The organism is uncultured Paenibacillus sp., from assembly GCF_963515335.1.
Taxonomy (GTDB): domain Bacteria; phylum Bacillota; class Bacilli; order Paenibacillales; family Paenibacillaceae; genus Paenibacillus_I.
In genome coordinates, this window is record NZ_CAUPYC010000035.1 from 23,845 (window position 1) to 41,878 (window position 18,034).

Genomic DNA, 18,034 nt, shown 5'->3' on the forward strand with positions numbered 1-18,034 from the left:
GGGCAGCAGGGATTTCATCCGGCGGTTCGGTTTGCCATCGGACGAAGTCCTTGTTGCCTATCATCGGGAGTGTGTCGCTTTTTGTTCGCCGCGTTCCGGCAGGCTTAACGGCTTGAGGCGGGCAAAGCGCAAAGGGGGAGCGGTAATGAAGGAAATATCAGCGGGAGGCGTCGTCTATCGGACGACGGAGTCGGGGCTGCAAATTCAGCTTATCCAGGACCGTTACGGTAAAATCTCGCTTCCGAAGGGAAAGATGGAGCCCGGCGAGACGGTCGAACAGACCGCGCTGCGCGAAATCGAAGAAGAGACGGGCCTTACCGGGCGGATCGTCGCTCCCATCGACCAGATCAAATACCGGTATCTGCACGATTTGAAAGGTCCGGTCGATAAAGAGGTCCATTATTATCTGGTCGAAGCCACGGGAGGCACGCTCCAGGCGCAGGTGGAGGAAATCCGCGGCGTCGAATGGTTCTCTCCGCAGGAGGCATGGCGGCGGCAGAGGCAATCGGGCTACGGCAATAACGACCGCATCCTGGCGGGAGCTTTGAAACTACTTGGAATAGAGGTGGAAGGGCATGCTTGAGCATTGGAAGCAGGGCGGGAATATCGCCCGATTCATCGATCACACGATGCTGAAGGCCGGCGCCACGGAGGCCGAGATCGGAAAGCTGTGCGAAGAAGCGCTGCAATACGGGTTCTACAGCGTATGCGTCAACGGCGGATGGGTCGATTTTTGCCGGGAGCGGCTGGCCGGCTCTCCCGTTAAAATCGCAGCCGTCGCCGGCTTCCCGCTGGGCGCGAACGCGTCGAAGGCGAAGGCGTTTGAGGCCGCGGCGGCGGTGGAGGACGGCGCGGACGAGATCGATATGGTGCTGCCGGTGGGACTTGTGCTGCAGGGGCGGTTCGGGGCGGTTTCGCAGGATATTTCGGCAGTCGTCCGGGCGGTGGAAGGCCGCGCCATCGTGAAGGTTATTCTGGAAACCGGCATGCTGGACGACTTGCAGATCGCGGAAGCGTGCCGCGTATCGGAAGCCGCCGGCGCGCATTATGTGAAGACGTCGACCGGCTTCGGTCCGGGCGGCGCGACGTTGGCGCATGTGCGGCTGATGCGCGAGTCCGTGTCCAAAGGGATCGGCGTGAAGGCTTCCGGGGGGATCCGCGACGCCGAAACGGCGGTCCGCATGCTGGAGGCCGGCGCCAACCGGCTCGGCACCAGCGCGGGCGTCGCCATTACAAGCGGAGCGGCCGGCGGTTCCATACCGGCAGGTAGCAAAGCGGAAGGGCGGCAAGAGAAGACACCATATTGAAGATCGTCTGAGCGTGCGCGATCTGGGCTGCCGGCGAATCGGTAATCCAGCCTACAGCCGAGGTCAGTTCGCCGACGAACGGCGCGAACAATACGGTTCCGCCGACGTTCAGCGCGATGTGGGCATAAGCGACGAACCGGCCGGCCGGCGTCCCGCCCATGGAGGCGAGCAGCGCGGTGAAGCAGGTGCCGACGTTGGCGCCCAGCACGGCCGCGATGCCGATCTCGACCGGCACGGCCCCGAAGGCGGCGAGGCCCATCATCATGGCGATCACGGCGGCGCTGCTGTGAACGGCGGCCGTGATCGCGGCGCCCGCCGCGATGCCCCACAGTACGCTGTCTCCGGCCCGATCGATGAACCATCCGAACATCGGCATCGCTTCGACCGCCGGTGCGACCGACTGCATGACGTTCATGCCGAGCAGCAGCAGGGAGAAGCCGAAAACGGCCACGGAGCCGTAGCGCAGCGGTGTGAACCAGCCCGGTTGCGAGGCGGCGGGGCCGAGCGAGGCGGTCCGGTGCGGCGAAGCTTCCCAGAGCAAGGCGGAAGCCAGCCAGCCGATGAAGGAAAGCGCCATAAGCGGCACGGCGAGCCGGCTGAGATTGAGTCCGATGAGCTCCGTCGTCAGAACCGTGCCCACGTTCGATCCGAGCACGATACCGAGCGTTCTCGGAAACGTCAGGAGGCCGGAATTGACGAGGCCGATCGTAATAACCGTGACGGCGGTGCTGCTTTGCAGCGCCGCCGTCGTCACCGTACCGACGGCGAAGCCGCGTATCGGCGTGGCGGTCGCCCGTTCGAGGGTCGCGCGCAAGTAAGGGCCGGCCCACCGGTGCAGCGCAAGCTCCATCAGCTTCATGCCCGCCATAAAAACGGCAAAGCCGAACAGCATCGGCAGCAAAAGGTTCGCGAGCATCGTTCGTCTCCTTCCGTGGAATAGGGCGGCCGGGTTATCGGCGGTCATGACGGATAATCCCATGATATGCGGCCTCGGGGACGGGCATGACAAGCATGCCTGCGTCATACAATGAAGACGCGGGTGGTAAAGCCGCCGCCCGACTGCGCATGAACAACCCGAAAGGATGATGAATCCGTGAACGCTACCGTTTATTTACATAAAAACCGCAAAAAGCGGTTGGAGCAGGGCCATCCTTGGATTTACGGCAATGAGATCGAACGGATGGAAGGCGAGGCGCAGCCCGGCGACCTGGTAGCCGTCCTCGACCATCGGGGCAAGCTGCTGGCCACCGGCTACTGGAACCCGCAGTCGCAGATAACGGTCCGCGCAGTCGCCTTCGGCCCGCTTGAAGCGATGGACCGCGCTTTTTTCGTGCAAAGGCTCGAAGCCTGCAAGCGACACCGCGAGCGGTTCGTCGAAAACCCGCGGGATTGCCGGCTCGTATACGGCGAAGCCGATTTTCTGCCGGGACTGGTCGTCGACCGGTTCGGGGGTGTGGTCGTCGTGCAGCTGCTGACTCTGGGGATGGACGTTCGGCGGGACATCATCGTGGAAGCCCTTGTCGAGGTGTTCGCACCGCAGAGCATTTATGAACGATCCGACGTGGGCGTCCGCTCGCTGGAAGGGCTGGAGCAGCGGACCGGGACGCTTTACGGGGAAACGCCGGGCATCGTCACGATCGTTGAGAACGGCATTGCGATCGAGGTGGATGTCGCAGGCGGCCAGAAAACGGGCTATTTCTACGACCAGCGGGAGAATCGGGCGGCGATCGCCCCTTTGATGAAGGGCTGGGGAGCGCGCGGCGGCATTCGCCTCGATTGGCGGGACGCGAACGGCTTGCCTGAGGGCGTCGAACCGGTCGAAACAAGGGAAGGGCGGGCGCTTGTCCCCGTCAACGCGAACGGCAATGTCGTGACCTTCCCTTATTGGGACGGCGCGACGGTGCTGGAATGCTTTGCCCACACGGGCAGCTTTACGCTGCATGCCTGCAAGTACGGGGCGAAAAAGGTGACCTGCCTCGACGTGTCGGAGCATGCGGTCGAGACGGCGAAGCGCAATGCGGAGCGCAACGGCTTCGCCGACCGGGTGGAGTTCGTCGTTGCGGATGCGTTCGATTATTTGCGGGTGCAGGCGAAGGGGCTGGATGAGCGCGCGGAGCGGGCGCAGGCGGGAGAGGGCGGCAAGAAGATCGATACGTCGAAAAAGCTGTCCGGGCATGGCCGCACCTGGGATGTGGTCATTCTCGACCCGCCGGCGTTCGCCAAGACGAAGGGCGCGGTGCCGGGCGCATGCCGCGGCTACAAGGATATTAACTTGCAGGGCATGAAGCTGGTGAACGACGGCGGCTATCTCGTGACGGCAAGCTGTTCATATCATATGCGGCCCGACCTTTTTCTCGAGACGATCGGAGAGGCGGCGGCCGACGCGGGCAAAATGTTGCGGCTCGTCGAATGGCGCGCGGCGGGCAAGGATCACCCGCACATTCTCGGCGTGCCGGAGGGGCATTATTTGAAATTCGCGGTATTTGAGGTGCGTAACCGCGTGTAACGGGACGAAGCAACGAAACGAAATAACGAAAAGCGCTTTGGACCCTTAGGCCGAGCGCTTTTTACCGTATCGGAATTCGACGGAAGTTTTTCTCACCGTATCGCCGCCGGGCCGCCGCGCTTGTCCGCAGGCAGGTGTATGTTCCGGGGATCGGACGTAATGACGCCGTCCACGCCGGTCCGGAGCAGCGCGGATATTTCATGCTTCCCCTCGGCATCCCACGCGATCACCTTCAGGCCGTAACGATGAGCCCGCTCAACGAAAAAGCTTGTGAGTCCCGCCGCTTTCGGGTGGAGCGCGTCGGCGAATGTACGGTATTCCAGCAGGCGGTCCGCCGTTACCCGTCTCGGATTCTTGATCAGTACGGCGACGGGAATCTGCGGCATGAGTTTTTTTATTTTTTTTAATGACCGCTTGTCCGTGGATTGAATGAGAACGCCGCGTTGCCCCGGACGGTCCAGTCCCCGCGCTTTGACCGCCCGCGCTACAGCGGCCTCAATGCCTGGGTACAGCCGGGGCGATTTCAGATCGATCAGCAATCCGGTTGTGCCGCCGAATGCGGCGAGAACTTCATCCAGGGACGGAATTCTCTCGCCGCGGTAGGCGGTATCGAACCACGAGCCGGCGTCGAGCGCCCGCAGCCGGCGAAACGTCAGCCTGCGGACCTTGCCCCTGCCGTTCGTCGTCCGGTTCACTTTCGTATCGTGGATGACGACGAGCGTTCCGTCCTTGCTCATCTGAACATCGCATTCGATCATGTCGGCGCCGAGCTCGACCGCCTTGCGGAACGCGGCCATCGTATTCTCGGGCGCCCGCTTCGATGCGCCGCGGTGCGCAACGGTAATGAGGCCCGCCGAAGGCGCCGCAGCCGAGGCCGCAGCGGAAACCGTCGCGTATACGGGAGACGGTGCGCCCGTGCGGTGCGGGCCGGTTGAGGAAAGCACCGCCGCCAATGAGAGCGACAAGGCAAGGACGGCGGCGGTGAATGCGGCAACCCATATGAGGATGCGCCGGTTGTTGGATTGCATGTTGAGCCATGCCTCCTTTAAGGGAGAAGCGGCCTTTTTGGTTAGGATTTTCATGGCGGGACCGCGTTATGCGGAAGGCGCCGGCAATTTTTTCAAAAGGACGGGTAACGAACAGATGTTTGTTTTTTGGGTAGGAAGGTTAGCGGGTGTGTGATAGAATAATAGCATATACGGACTGGCGGGAGGGATGACGGATGGCGCTGCGTTTTATATTGGGACGCTCGGGCGCGGGCAAAACCCGGTTCTGTCTGGATGAGATCCGCGCCGAGCTGCGGGAGCGTCCGGACGGCGCGCCGCTCATCATGCTGGTGCCCGAGCAGGCGACGTTTCAGACCGAGTACGCGTTGGCGCGCACGCCCGGGTTCGCCGGCTCCATTCGGGCGCAAGCCTTGAGTTTCAGGCGGCTGGCGTTCCGGATCATGCAGGAGACGGGCGGCACCGCGCTAGTGCCGATCGGAGAGAACGGCAAGAGCATGATGCTGTACAAAATCGTGGAACGGCTCGGCGCGCGGCTGCAGCTGTTCCAAGGCGGCGCGGCGCGGCACGGCTTCATCGAACGGTTGAACGAGCTGTTGACCGAATTCAAGCGCTACGGCGTTACGCCTTCCGGTTTGGAGGCTTATTCGGACATGTACGCCGCTTCGTCGGGATCGACGCTGCTGGACCTCAAGCTGCATGATGTGCGGCTTATTTATAACGAGCTTGAATCGGCGCTGGCCGGGCTTTACATAGACGCGGAGGATTGTCTCGATTGGCTGGCGCGGGGGTTCGCCGACGTGCCTGCGCTGCGTGAAGCGACGGTCTGGGTGGACGGCTTCCACGGCTTTACGCCGAAGGAGTATGAGGCGCTGGCTGCGATTATGCGCGGCGCCCGCGGCGTCTCGGTCACGCTTACGCTCGACAGGCCTTACGGACCGGGGGAGCGGCCTCATGAGCTCGACTTGTTCCGCTCGACTGCGGAAACCTGCATACAATTAAGAGAGCTGGCGGATCGGTGCGGGGTTGACGTGCTGCCCGCCGCGGAGCTGTACCGGGAGCCGACGCACCGTTTTGAGGGCAGCCCGATGCTGGCGCATCTGGAGCGGCACTACCGCAATCGGACGCCGATGCCGGTGCCGGATAAAACGGCGTACGAGCCGGCCGACCCGCGCTGCGGGGTTTCGCTGCAGGCGGCCGTTCACCGGCGCGCGGAGGTGGAGGCGGTTGCGCGCGACATGCTGCGGCGGATGCAGCAGGGCGGCCTGCGGTGGCGGGATATCGCCGTCATGGCGCGCAACGCCGCCGATTACAACGATTATATCGAAGCCGTGTTCGCCGATTATGGCATCCCGTATTTTCTCGACCAGAAGCGGAGCGTGACGCATCACCCGCTTGTCGAGCTGATCCGTTCGGCGCTTGAGACGGTGACGCAGGGCTGGCGCTATGAGGCCGTATTCCGCTGCGTCAAGACGGAGATGCTGCTGCCGAATGACAGCGATATGACGCGCGAGGAGCTTGACCGGCTGGAGAATTACGTGCTGGCCGCGGGCATCGACGGCTGGCGTTGGCTCGACGAAAAAAGCTGGCAGCCTCTCATGCAGGGCGCGCTCGAGGACGATCCGGCCGACGCTCGCGCGGTTGATCCCACCGGGTTTGAACGGCTGCTTGCGTGCCGCGATACTGTGGTGAGGCCGCTGCTTAGGTTCGAACAGGCGCTTAAGAAAGCGGCCGACGTGCGGGAGATGTGCGAAGCGTTATATAAGCTGCTCGACGGCATCGACGCCGCCGACCGGCTGGAGCGCTGGAGCCGCGAGTCGCTGGAAAGCCGCGATGTGCGCTGCGCCCGGGAGCATCGCCAATTGTGGGACGGCGTTATGTCGCTTCTGGATCAGCTTGTCGAGATGGCTGGCGAGGAGACGATGCCGGCCGAGCTGTTTGCCGGCATCGTGGAGACGGGACTTGACAGCCTGAAGCTGGCCTCCGTGCCGCCGGCGATCGATCAGGTGCTCGTCGGCAGCATGGACCGGACGCGCTCGGGCACCGTTCATGTCTGTTATGTGCTGGGCGCGAACGACGGTGTGCTGCCGATGCGCGTGCAGGAGGACGGCATTCTGACCGAGGAGGAGCGCGAACGGCTGGCGGACGGCGGCATCCGGACGGCGCCCGGCGTGCGGAGAAGGCTTTTGGATGAACGATTCCTGATCTACAACGCCTTGACGACACCTTGCAAGCATTTGTGGATCAGCTACGCGCTCTCGGACGAAGAGGGCAAAAGCCTGCATCCGTCCGAGGTGATACGCCATATCAAGCTGCTGTTTCCGGGCATTCCGGAAGGGATGGAGACGGGTGAGCCCGCCGTGCGGATGGCGGAGGACGAGCAGCTCAAGTTCATCCGCCATCCGGAGCGGACGCTGTCGTTTCTCGTAGCCCAGCTGAGCGCCTGGAAGCAAGGAGCGCCGATGGCGGGGCTCTGGCGGGATGTGTACAACTGGTATGCGTCGCGTCCGGAATGGCGCCGCCGGCTGGCGGTCGCCGCGGCGGCTTTGACGTACCGCAATGAAGAAACGTACCTGTCGAGAGAAACGGCGCGGCAGCTGTACGGCGATCATTTGCAGGCAAGCGTATCCCGTATGGAGCGCTTCGTGTCATGTCCGTTCCAGCATTTTGCGATCCATGGGCTGCGGCTGAAGGAGCGGCAGCTGTTCCGCCTGGAGGCGCCCGATATCGGACAGCTGTTTCACGCCGCTTTGACGCGGCTGGTGGCGGGGCAAGGCGACGGGTTCGGCGCGCTGCCGCCCGAGTCGGTGCGCGCCGCCGCCGCCGCCGCGGTCGACGAGCTTGTGCCGCGGCTGCAGTCGCAAATTTTGCTTAGCAGCAACCGGTACGGATATATCGCGCAGAAGCTGAAGGCCATCGTCGCCCAGGCGGCGTTGATATTGGGCGAGCATGCGCGGCGCGCCCATTTCAGGCCCGTCGGCCTCGAGGTCGGCTTCGGGCGGGACGGCGTTCTGCCGCCGCTTGTTTTGCCGGCGGGCGGCGGACGGACGATGGAGCTGATCGGCCGGATCGACAGGGTCGATGCGGCGGAGACGGACGAAGGCTTGCTGCTGCGCATTCTGGACTATAAATCGTCGGCGACGTCGCTGCGGCTTGAGAACGTGATGCATGGCCTGACGCTGCAAATGCTGACCTATCTCGACGTGGTGCTCACGCATGCCGCCGGCTGGCTCGGCAAGCCGGCGCTGCCTGCGGGCGTGCTTTATTTTCACGTGCATAATCCGCTGCTCTCGGCGCCGAACGGCTTGACGGAGCCGGAGGCGCGGCAGCAAATGCTGAAGCGGTTCAAGACGAAAGGCCTGCTGCTTGCCGAGGAGAATGCGGTGCGCTTGATGGACGGCGCGCTTGAGAGCGGGCATTCGGAGCTGCTTCCGGTCGCCTTGAAGAAGGACGGCGGCTTTTACGGCACCTCCTCGGTCGTTACCCGCGACCAATGGGAGGTGCTGCGCCGCTCGGTGCGCCGCACGATCACCCGGATCGGCGGGCGGATCATGGACGGCGAGGTGGCGATTGCGCCTTATCGGCAGGGGAACAAAAGCCCGTGCCGGTTCTGCTCTTACAAGCCGGTGTGCCATTTTGACCCGCTGTTCGACGGCAACGGCTATGTGAAGCTTGCCAAGCCGCCGAAGGAACAGATTTGGGAGCAGCTGCGGAAGGACGCGCTTGCGCATGACGGACGGCACGGGGAGGAAGGATCGGCCGAAGCCGACGGACAGAAGGAACACCAGAAAGGAAGGAGCGGAAGCGATGGAGCCGATCATTGAGGAGCTGAAGCCGGCGGGCAGTACGTGGACGGATGACCAATGGCGCGCGATTGTAGGCGGCGGGAGGAATATGCTCGTTGCCGCTGCGGCCGGATCGGGCAAAACGGCGGTGCTCGTCGAGCGGATCATCCGCAAAATCTCGCGCGATACCGACGTGGACCGGCTGCTCGTCGCCACCTTCACCAAGGCCGCCGCTTCGGAAATGAAGGAGCGGATTCGGATCGCGCTGGAGAAGGCGCTCGACGCCAATCCCGATTCGGACCATCTGCGCCGCCAGCTGGCGCTCATGAACCGGGCGTCGATTACGACGCTCCATTCCTTCTGCCTTGACGTTATCCGCCGGTTCTATCCGCTGATCGGACTCGATCCCGGCTTTCGGATCGCGGGCGAGACGGAAGCCGAGCTGCTGCGGATCGAGACGATGGACGATCTTTTTGAAGAGCGTTACGCGGACGCCGGCGCCGGCGGGGATTTTGTGCTGCTTGCCGACGCGTTCGGCGGCGAGCGCGGGGACGAACCGCTGGCAAAGCTCGTTCATGAGCTGTACGACTTCTCGCGAAGCCATCCCTGGCCGGAGCTCTGGCTGCGCGAAGCGGCCGCCGCCTTCGACGTTCCGGACGCGGGGGCACTTGAGCAAAGCGAGTGGGTGCGGTGCTTGAAGGGAGACGTCCGGTTGGCGCTGGAGGGCGCCGCCGCGCTGCTGGAGCAGGCGATGGAGGCTGCCCGCAAGCCGGGCGGCCCGGCTGCGTACGTCGATACGCTGGCCGGCGATCTGGCGGAAGTACGCAAGCTGCTGCGGACGGTCCGGGAGGAGCCGTGGACGGCGTGTTCGGCTGTATTTCAATCGGCGGCATTCGGGAAGCTGAAGCCGGTTAAAGGCGACGACGTCGATAAGGCGCTGCAGGAGCGCGTCAAGACGCTGCGCGAGCAGGCGAAGGACGCCGTCTCCGCGCTGGGCGAGGAGCTTTTCCGGCGGACGCCGGACGAGTTCGCGGCGGAAATGCGCGAATTGGCGCCCCTGATGGGCGCGCTTGCCGAGCTGGTCATCGGCTTCGGAGAGCGGTACGAGGCGGCAAAGCGCAGGAAAGGCCTGCTCGATTTCGGCGATCTGGAGCATTACTGCCTGCGCATACTGCGCGATCCGGCTTCGACGGCGGAGGCGGCGGTTCCCTCGGCGGCGGCTGAGGAATACCGCCGGCAGTTCGACGAAATTTTGCTCGACGAGTATCAGGATACGAACATGGTGCAGGAGGCGATCGTCGAGCTGATCAGCCGTCCGGGCCCGGGCAACCGGTTCATGGTCGGCGACGTCAAGCAGAGCATTTACCGGTTCCGGCTGGCCGAGCCGAATCTGTTTCTCGCCAAGTACAAGGCTTACGGCGGAGGCGGTGCCGGCAATATCGGCAATATCGGCAATATCGGCAGTATCGGCGATGGCGTTGGCGATGGCGGGCAAGGCGCTGAAGGCGCTGGCGCTGGTGATGGCGCTGCCGGCGTATGCGCGGAAAGCGGCGGCGATGCGCGGGAAGGCATCGGAAGCGATCGCGCCGCCCTGCGGGACGGTGCGGGAGACGGCGCCGAACGGCAGCAAGGCATGCGCATCGATCTGGCCCGCAATTTCCGCAGCCGCGCCGAGGTGGTGAACGGTGTGAACGATGTGTTCCGCTCGATCATGCACGAGGCGGTCGCCGAAATGACTTACGACCGCAGCGCGGAGCTCGTATGCGGAGCACGCTATCCGGCGGCCGACGCCGCCGCCGGCGACCGGTTCGAGGTCGAGTGCGCGCTGATCGACCGCGGCTCGTCCGCCGTGGCTGAAGATCGCGCGGAGGATGATGCCGATGACGGAGAAGAAGCGGCCGATCGTTCGGCGGCGGCGGAAGCGGCGGCCGATATGCAGACGGCGCAGCTGGAAGCCCGCTGGATCGCCCGGCGCATCCGCACGTTGATGGAAGGCAATTCGGGAGGCGAGAAGCCGTTCCGTGTATACGACGGCAGACTGGGCGCTTACCGGAAGCCGGCTTGGCGCGATATCGTCATTCTGCTTCGCGCGACTCAGCAATGGGCTCCCATATTGGTGGAGGAGCTGCAGGCCCACGGCATTCCAGCATACGCCGAGCTGAACACCGGTTATTTCGAGGCGACCGAGGTCGAAATCATGCTTTCGCTGCTGCGGGTGATCGACAATCCGTTCCAGGATATTCCGCTCGCCGGCTCGCTCCGTTCGCCGATTTTCGGGTTGACGGCCGAGGAGCTGGCGAAGATTCGGGTGTATGCCGGCGATGGCTCCTATTACGAGGCGGTGCGCAAGGCTGCGGACGATTTGCTTGTGGAAGAAGGAATCCGGGGGAAGCTCGCTTCCTTTCTCGACCGGCTGGAGCGCTGGCGCAACGAAGCCCGTCAGGGCTCGCTCGCCGAGCTGCTGTGGGGGATTTGCCGGGAAACCGGCTTTTACGACTTCGTCGGCGGCTTGCCGGGCGGCGTGCAGCGCCAAGCGAATTTGCGCGCGCTGCATGACAGGGCCAGGCAATACGAAGCGACCTCGTTTCGCGGTTTGTTCCGTTTTCTCCGGTTCATCGAACGGATGAGGGACAGCGGAGGCGATCTCGGCACGGCGCGCGCGCTGGGCGAACAGGAGGACGTCGTTCGGATCATGTCGATCCACAAAAGCAAGGGCCTGGAGTTTCCTGTCGTGTTCGTCGCAGGCCTGGGCAAAACGTTCAACATGCAGGATTTGAACGGCCCGTTTCTCCTCCACAAGCAGCTCGGCTTCGGCCCCAGGCTGGTCGATGCCGGCCTTCGGGTCAGTTATCCGACGCTGCCGTATTTGGCCGTCCGCCGGCGGATGCGGATGGAGACGCTGGCCGAGGAGATGCGGGTGCTGTACGTCGCGATGACGCGGCCGAAGGAGAAAATGTTCCTGCTCGGCACGGTCGCCGACGCGGACAAAGCCGTCGACCGCTGGAGCGGCGTTGCGGAAGCGGTCGCAACGGCCGGACGGCTGCCGGATCATCAGGCGGCATCCGCACGCCGGTTTCTGGACTGGATTATGCCGCTGGTCGTGAGACGGGGCGCGCCGCTGCAGCAGTCGATCGGAGAAGCGGCGGAGACGGTGAACGCCGGCGGCGATGGCGCCGACAACGATGACGGCTACGGTGGCGGCCAGGATGACGGACACGGTGATGTCCATGGTGAGGCGGCTGCCGTAAAAGGCTGGCGCTTCGGCGTTGCGCCGGCCGCGCTGCTCGGCGTCGAAGCGGCGGCGACTTCCGAGCCTGACAAGTCGGCTGAGGCGGCGATTCGCGAACGGCTTGGGGCGATCGAAGCGGCGGTGCCGCTGCCAGGAACCCCGGCTGCAGGGACGGTTGAGGAACGGCTGTCCTGGCGTTATCCGCTGCAGGCGGCGACCGCCGTCGCGGCGAAGACGTCTGTGACCGAGATGAAGCGGATCATTGCGGAAGCGCAGCATGAAGCCGATGCGGAGCGCTATGAGGAGGCGGTAACGGAATGGACGTCCGCGAATCGGCCGCCGCTTGCCGGAAGCAGGTCGTCCCCCGGCGACGGTTCATACACGTTCAGGCTGCGCCGGCCGCGGTTCATGGAACGGAAGGCGCTCACGGCGGCCGAGAAGGGCACCGTGAGCCATCTGGTTATGCAGTCGATTCCGGTGGGGGGCCCGAAGGATGAGGAGTCGATACGCGCTTTCGTGGAAGGAATGGTCGGCCGTTTGCTGTTGACTCCGGCGCAGGCCGAGGCGGTCGATACCGCATCGATCGCCGCGTTTTTTGCCGGAGAATTGGGCAGCCGGCTGGCCGGCGCGATGTGGGTCAAGCGGGAGCTGCCTTTCAGCTGCACCCTGCCTGCAGGCCGTGTGCATCGGGCGGCGGCCGCGGACCCGTCTGTGTCCGGGGAGCCGGTGTTCATTCAGGGCGTTGTCGACTGCCTGTTCGAGGACGAGCGGGGCCTTGTGCTGTTGGATTACAAGACGGACCGGATTTACATGAAGGACTGGGAACAGACGGCTGAGCGCCATCGGTTCCAGCTGGAGTTATACGCCGAGGCGGTCGGCCGTATTCTTGGACGGCCTGTGACGGAATGTCACGTCTTTTTCTTCGATGGCGGGCAATCGGTTCGATTGTGCCCCTACCCGTCGGAATAACGGCTGCGGGAGCTGCTGACCGTCGCCCCGCCGCGCCCAGCCTTCCGGAGCGGGAAGCCGCGTAAGGCTGGAAACGATGCAGCCGGCGTGGTACACTGCTGTAGGAAGGGGAGAAACAGATGGGTGCGAACGGTACGCAGAGAGATGAAAATCAAGTCGCGGTTGAACCGAGAGCGGTCGACGCCGGCCGATCCGGCGAACCGGCGAGACGTTACGCCGACGCGGACAACAAACGATCGATTTTTACACCGATCTTCCTGATACTGCTGGTCATCAGCCTGATGGGCAATGTATCGCTATTTGCTAAATATTTACAAAACGGCGCCGATCGGCAGGCCGACGCGGGGCGCGGGATTATCGAGACCGGCACCTTCCTCCGGAATGATCTCGCGGACATCCGATCGGAACTGGACCGATTGGCCCGGGATCTTTCCCTGGAGGATCGAATGCTCACCAAGCAAAATCTTGCCCGGCTTACGATGAATGCGGCCGAGCGTATGACCGGATTGCTGTCGGCCGCGGACGGACAGAACGGACGTGAGCCGCTCGGCGGCCGTCTGGACAAAGCGGCCGCTTTCATGAACGGGGCAAGCGAGGCGCTTATCGGAATCGGCAATCATTCGGAGCCGTTCACGGCGGAAGAACAAGCCTACATTGCGATGCTCCGGCAATCTTTTAAGACGCTGAACGAGACCGCAGGGCCTTTGGTTTTCAAATCGGAGTCCGGTTCTAACGAAGCCAGGCAAGTCGCGGCAGGCGGAGATTGGGTGGACGTCGCCTACGGGCTTGCCGACGCGATTAGCGCAAACGCGCTGCCGCCGTACCAGGCTGCCGAATAGCCGCGGCAGCAAACACGCAAACGGGACTTTCCCCTGGGGGAAGTCCCGTTTTATCATTTGAACGCGCCCGCTCATCATCGAGAGGATCGATGGAGGTTTTCTCACCGCGTGCCTACAGCCTGTTTGTGCAGGTTCAAATCCGCCGCAAGCAGCTCCGCCGCGCGGCGGGCGCTGGAGAATGCGCGCTCCGCAAGCTCGCCTTTGCCTTCGCAGCCGTCGCCGCAGAAATAGAACGGGGCGCTTTCGACGCGAATCGGCAGCAGCCGGTTGCCGGCCACATTTTTGACGCTCTGCACCATCGCTTTCTTCGAGACCCGCTTGACCGCCACCGCGTCCCGCCAGCCGGGATAATGCTTGTCGAACAGCGCTTCCATTTGCGCCGTCCGCTCTTCCAAATAAGCCTTGCGGTCGGCCTCGTCCGGGAACGATTCGTCGGACAGATAAGCGATGCCTTGCAGCAGCTGGCCTTCTTCCGGAACGAGCGTGTGGTCGGTCGCGGATACATCGGTGATGAACATTTTGTTGTTCATGTCGCTGATATAGCTGAACGGCCGGCCGACGACCCGGCTCAAGCCGACGTCATACACCATCACCTCTGTGGCCCGGTTGTTCTCGTACGGCGCCATGAATGGCTCCCACGGGGTGCCCTTCAGCAATTTGATGATCTGCTGCACCGGCATCGCGAAAATAATTTTGTCGAACGTCTCTTCGCGGGTTTTCGTCTTCAGCAGGTAACGGCCGTTCTCGTAACGGATGCCGTCGACGCCCTCCTGAAGCGCGAGCCGCCAGCGTCCGGACGTCTCCATTTTCAGCTTCAGCTGGTCCGTAATGACCGCCCAACTGCCGAGAATGTAATTCACCGGCCGCTGGGAGAGGAACAGGTTGTGATAGTAGGCGCTGATCACATGACCGGGCACCTTGCGCGCGTCCTCGGGCGTAATGAAGAAGTTGGAGCATACGAGATGCTCCCACAATTCCTTGACCTGCTCGTCGGCGCCGGATTCGGCCAGGTACTCGCCCAGTGTGGCGTAATTTTTGACCTGATGGATATTGGCGATAATCGCCGCGATTTCCGCAGCGAAACGCACCTTTTCCTTGGCGTTCAGAATATCGGTTTTGACGAGATTGATGAAATCGAGCGGCGCCGGCGTCAGCCGGTCGCCTTTCTCGTACATGACTCGGCGCTTGTCTACCTGGCGGCTGCCGAACGACAGGCCGAGCTCCTTCTCCAAGCTGGAAATGGTGTGCCGGTCCAAGCCATAAATGGCATGCGCCCCGTAATTGAGCGTAAAGCCGGCTTTCTCATATGTAAACGCGCGGCCTCCGAGCTGCGGACTGCGTTCGAACAGCACGCCTTCGATACCGGACTGCTCCGATAAATAAGCCGCCGCGGTCAGGCCGGCAAGGCCTCCGCCGATGACTGCCACTCTCATCTGCTTTCCTCCAATTATCAATTCTGCTTATATCCTCGATTACTTTCAATTATAATCGCGGCATCAACCGCAATCCATGCCGATTTAGACTGATAGTCTGATCAAAATGAGAACGATCGCGCCGCCGCCGGCCTGTCGCAGCGAGTGGAATGTTGGACGAGGGTTCTCTTTTTCGGCTACAATGTGAGGGAGATAACCGCTTGCGGCAGCGCAACGGTTTACATAATCGGAAGGAGGCTGTGTCATGACGGAATGTATTTTTTGCAAAATCGTCGAGGGGACCGTCCCTTCGAAAAAGGTGTATGAAAACGATACGGTGCTCGCGTTTCATGACATTCAGCCGGCTGCGCCGGTCCATGTGCTGATCATTCCGAAAAAGCATATTCCGACAATGAACGAGGTCGGGGAGTCGGATGCGGCGCTGATCGCCGAGCTATTTGCGGCCGCGCGCCATATCGCCCGGGAGCTCGGCATTGCGGAGGCCGGCTACCGGCTTGTGAACAATGTCAACAAGGACGGCGGCCAGGTCGTCTATCATCTGCACGTCCATTTGATCGGAGGCCGCAAGCTGGGGACGCTGGTGTCCGGCGATGTGAGTTGACACTGGCTTTTGCAATACCATATAATGAAGTTTGATAACCGTGTTTATTGTTCTGGAACGGTCTGTTTCGGAGGGAGGGAAAACTGGTGTCTGAAACAAAAGTTCGCAAAAACGAGACCATTGATGCTGCACTTCGTCGCTTCAAGCGTTCCATCGCGAAGGACGGCGTTTTGGCCGAGGTCAAAAAACGCAAGCATTATGAGAAGCCTAGCGTCAAGCGCAAGAAGAAGTCCGAGGCTGCGCGCAAGAGAAAGTTTTAGGAGGATCCTCTCACGATGAACCTTACCGAACGATTAAGCGACGATATGAAGCAGGCGATGAAGAGCCAGGATAAATTCAAGCTCTCCACGATTCGGATGGTTCGGGCGACGATCAAAAACCAAGAAATTGAGTTGAAGCGGACGCTCGACGACAACGAGGTGCTTGATATCTTAAGTCGCGAGATCAAACAACGTAAAGATTCCCTCCAAGAATTCCGGAAAGCGGGCCGCGAAGACTTAGCGGAGAATGTGGCCGCCGAAATAGATATTATTAGTGTATACCTTCCCGAACAATTGACGGAAGAAGAAGTGAAAGAGATCGTAAAGCAGACCATCCAGCGAACCGGTGCTTCTTCCAAAGCCGATATGGGAAAAGTCATGGCAGCCTTGATGCCTCAGGTGAAAGGCCGCGCTGACGGTAAACTAGTAAATCAGCTCGTGCAGCAGTTTCTTCCATAACATCGCAAGCAAAAGCACTTCCGAAAGGAGGTGCTTTTCTGCGTATTTCGACGAGATTCGAGTGTGTTCCGCGTTTTCGGCAATGGAATGTTGAAACGGTGGAAAGCATAGGACGTATTAGAGGGAGCAACAAAGTCGCGTCTTGAGGGGGGCAAAACGTGCGGAGATTGCCGGCGGCAAGACTTGTGCTGCTCATGGCGGCATTATGGATGACGGCTGCGGGAACGGGAGCGCTTGCGTCGGGAGTTTGGGCGGCAGCGGATGCGGAAGCGGTTGTGGGCGCGGCGGACAAAGCGGACAACGGTTCCGGGGCTGAAGGCTCAGCGGGAACGGCCGTCTATGTCGTGCCGATCAGGCAAACGGTCGAATCGGGACTTCGGTCGTTTCTGGAAAGGGCTTACCGCGAAGCGGAGGAGGCCGATGCCGAACGGATCGTACTGGTGATCAATACGCTCGGCGGGCGGGTGGACACGGCGGGCGACATCGGTGAGTTGATTCGGGGCAGCAAAGTGCCGACGGTCGCTTTTGTCGAGGGCAAGGCGATTTCGGCCGGCACTTACATCGCGCTGAATGCGGAAACGATCGTCATGCAGCCGGGCAGCACGATCGGCGCGGCGGCCGTAGTAGACGGAAGCGGCGAGCTGGTCGACAATCCGAAGACTGTTTCCTATTGGGCGGGAGAGATGCGCAAAGCCGCCGAGTTCCGCGGCAGGGACCCGGATGTCGCGATTGCGATGGCGGATCCGGGCCAGCGGATCGAGCTCGAGAAGCTGGACACGACGAAGGAGCGGGGAGAGATTCTGACGCTTACCGCCTCTGAAGCGCAGAAGATCGGCTACGCCGACTATCTGGCGGCAACCGTGGAAGAGACGATTGCGTGGCTCGGTCTGGAGAACCGGACGACAGTCGAGATCGATCCGACGGTGTCCGAACGGATCGCCGGCTGGCTGACGAAGCCTGAGGTCATGTTCATTCTCTTCTTACTGGGCATCGCCGGCCTTGCGATCGAATTGCTTGTACCGGGCTTCGGCGTGCCGGGCATCGTCGGGCTGATCGCGTTCGGCCTGTACTTTTTCGGCCAATATGTCGCGGGGTTTGCGGGGATGGAATCGATCGTGCTGTTCGTGGCCGGGGTGGCGCTTTTGATTCTCGAGCTGTTTGTCCCGAGCTTCGGCATCCTGGGCATCCTGGGCGTCGTCTCGCTCGTCGGCGGGGTGGCAACGGCCGCTTACGATACCGGAAGCGCGGTGCAATCGCTGACGTTCGCCTTCGTGCTGGCGGCGATCGTCGTTGCGGTTGTGGCATATGTGTTCCGGCGCCGGGGCATATGGAACAAATTTATTTTGCGGGATCGGCTGACGACGGAAGAAGGGTATGTGTCCGGAGATTCCCGCCCGATGCTGGCCGGACGCCAAGGCGTGGCGGTGACGACGCTCCGTCCGGCCGGAACGATCGAGATCGACGGGGAACGGATCGATGCCGTGACCGAAGGCACCTTCATCGCGAGCGGCCGCCCGGTTATCGTGTCCAAGGTGGAAGGAACGCGCGTGGTCGTCAGAGAACTGCGCAATGACTACAATGAATAATAATGAGGAGCCATTCCTGTAATGAAGTAATTTGAGCTTTGAGCAAAAAAGCGCCG

At 62.2% G+C, this 18,034-nt stretch carries 13 protein-coding genes; 10 read left to right on the forward strand and 3 right to left on the reverse strand.

The window, feature by feature from the left end; all coding sequences use genetic code 11:
• The first annotated feature begins 145 nt into the window (after positions 1-145).
• Both RWM61_RS12425 and deoC read left to right on the forward strand, forming a co-directional pair.
• Positions 146-583 carry an NUDIX domain-containing protein gene (locus RWM61_RS12425; RefSeq protein WP_314001168.1) on the forward strand — a complete coding sequence of 146 codons (438 nt, stop codon included), beginning with the start codon at positions 146-148 and terminating at the stop codon, positions 581-583.
• Complete coding sequence (deoC, locus tag RWM61_RS12430) at positions 576-1,307, forward strand: deoxyribose-phosphate aldolase (protein ID WP_314001170.1); 732 nt, start codon at positions 576-578, stop codon at positions 1,305-1,307. The genes RWM61_RS12425 and deoC overlap by 8 nt, the downstream gene beginning before the upstream one ends.
• Here the strand turns inward: deoC and RWM61_RS12435 are convergent.
• On the reverse strand, positions 1,231-2,223 hold the full coding sequence (locus RWM61_RS12435) for a Na/Pi symporter (protein WP_314001172.1): 993 nt from the start codon (positions 2,221-2,223) through the stop codon (positions 1,231-1,233). The two genes, deoC and RWM61_RS12435, sit on opposite strands and share 77 nt — an antisense overlap.
• 177 nt (positions 2,224-2,400) lie before the next feature.
• Between RWM61_RS12435 and RWM61_RS12440 the strand changes: the two genes are divergently transcribed.
• Entirely contained in the window at positions 2,401-3,813 is a 1,413-nt protein-coding gene (locus RWM61_RS12440; protein ID WP_314001175.1) for a class I SAM-dependent rRNA methyltransferase, read from the forward strand.
• Between the two features lie 92 nt (positions 3,814-3,905).
• Here RWM61_RS12440 and RWM61_RS12445 read toward each other — a convergent pair whose 3' ends face one another.
• Entirely contained in the window at positions 3,906-4,841 is a 936-nt protein-coding gene (locus tag RWM61_RS12445) for a glycerophosphodiester phosphodiesterase family protein (RefSeq protein WP_314001177.1), read from the reverse strand.
• A gap of 194 nt (positions 4,842-5,035) precedes the next feature.
• On the opposite strand from RWM61_RS12445, the gene addB reads away from it, so the two are divergent.
• The 3 genes from addB (at position 5,036) to RWM61_RS12460 (ending at position 13,639) form a co-directional block, all read left to right on the forward strand.
• Positions 5,036-8,641, forward strand: coding sequence for a helicase-exonuclease AddAB subunit AddB (gene addB, locus RWM61_RS12450; protein WP_314001180.1), 3,606 nt, complete (start codon positions 5,036-5,038; stop codon positions 8,639-8,641).
• A complete protein-coding gene (locus tag RWM61_RS12455) occupies positions 8,625-12,800 on the forward strand; it encodes a UvrD-helicase domain-containing protein (protein WP_314001202.1) in 4,176 nt (1,391 codons plus the stop codon). Before addB ends, RWM61_RS12455 begins: the two co-directional genes overlap by 17 nt.
• Positions 12,801-12,919: 119 nt before the next feature.
• Entirely contained in the window at positions 12,920-13,639 is a 720-nt protein-coding gene (locus tag RWM61_RS12460) for a hypothetical protein (protein WP_314001182.1), read from the forward strand.
• Between the two features lie 101 nt (positions 13,640-13,740).
• Here the strand turns inward: RWM61_RS12460 and RWM61_RS12465 are convergent, their stop codons facing one another.
• On the reverse strand, positions 13,741-15,072 hold the full coding sequence (locus tag RWM61_RS12465; protein WP_314001184.1) for an FAD-dependent oxidoreductase: 1,332 nt from the start codon (positions 15,070-15,072) through the stop codon (positions 13,741-13,743).
• A gap of 244 nt (positions 15,073-15,316) precedes the next feature.
• Between RWM61_RS12465 and RWM61_RS12470 the strand changes: the two genes are divergently transcribed.
• The 4 genes from RWM61_RS12470 (at position 15,317) to RWM61_RS12485 (ending at position 17,978) form a co-directional block, all read left to right on the forward strand.
• The gene (locus tag RWM61_RS12470) at positions 15,317-15,673 is read left to right on the forward strand and encodes a histidine triad nucleotide-binding protein (protein WP_314001186.1); all 357 of its coding nucleotides are present in this window, start codon (positions 15,317-15,319) and stop codon (positions 15,671-15,673) included.
• An 86-nt stretch (positions 15,674-15,759) separates the two neighbouring features.
• Positions 15,760-15,933, forward strand: coding sequence for a 30S ribosomal protein S21 (gene rpsU / locus RWM61_RS12475; RefSeq protein ID WP_005547957.1), 174 nt, complete (start codon positions 15,760-15,762; stop codon positions 15,931-15,933).
• A 15-nt stretch (positions 15,934-15,948) separates the two neighbouring features.
• Positions 15,949-16,392, forward strand: a complete 444-nt coding sequence (locus RWM61_RS12480; RefSeq protein WP_314001193.1) for a GatB/YqeY domain-containing protein — start codon at positions 15,949-15,951, stop codon at positions 16,390-16,392.
• Positions 16,393-16,550: 158 nt separating this feature from the next.
• On the forward strand, positions 16,551-17,978 hold the full coding sequence (locus RWM61_RS12485) for a nodulation protein NfeD (protein ID WP_314001196.1): 1,428 nt from the start codon (positions 16,551-16,553) through the stop codon (positions 17,976-17,978).
• The last annotated feature ends 56 nt before the right edge of the window (positions 17,979-18,034 follow it).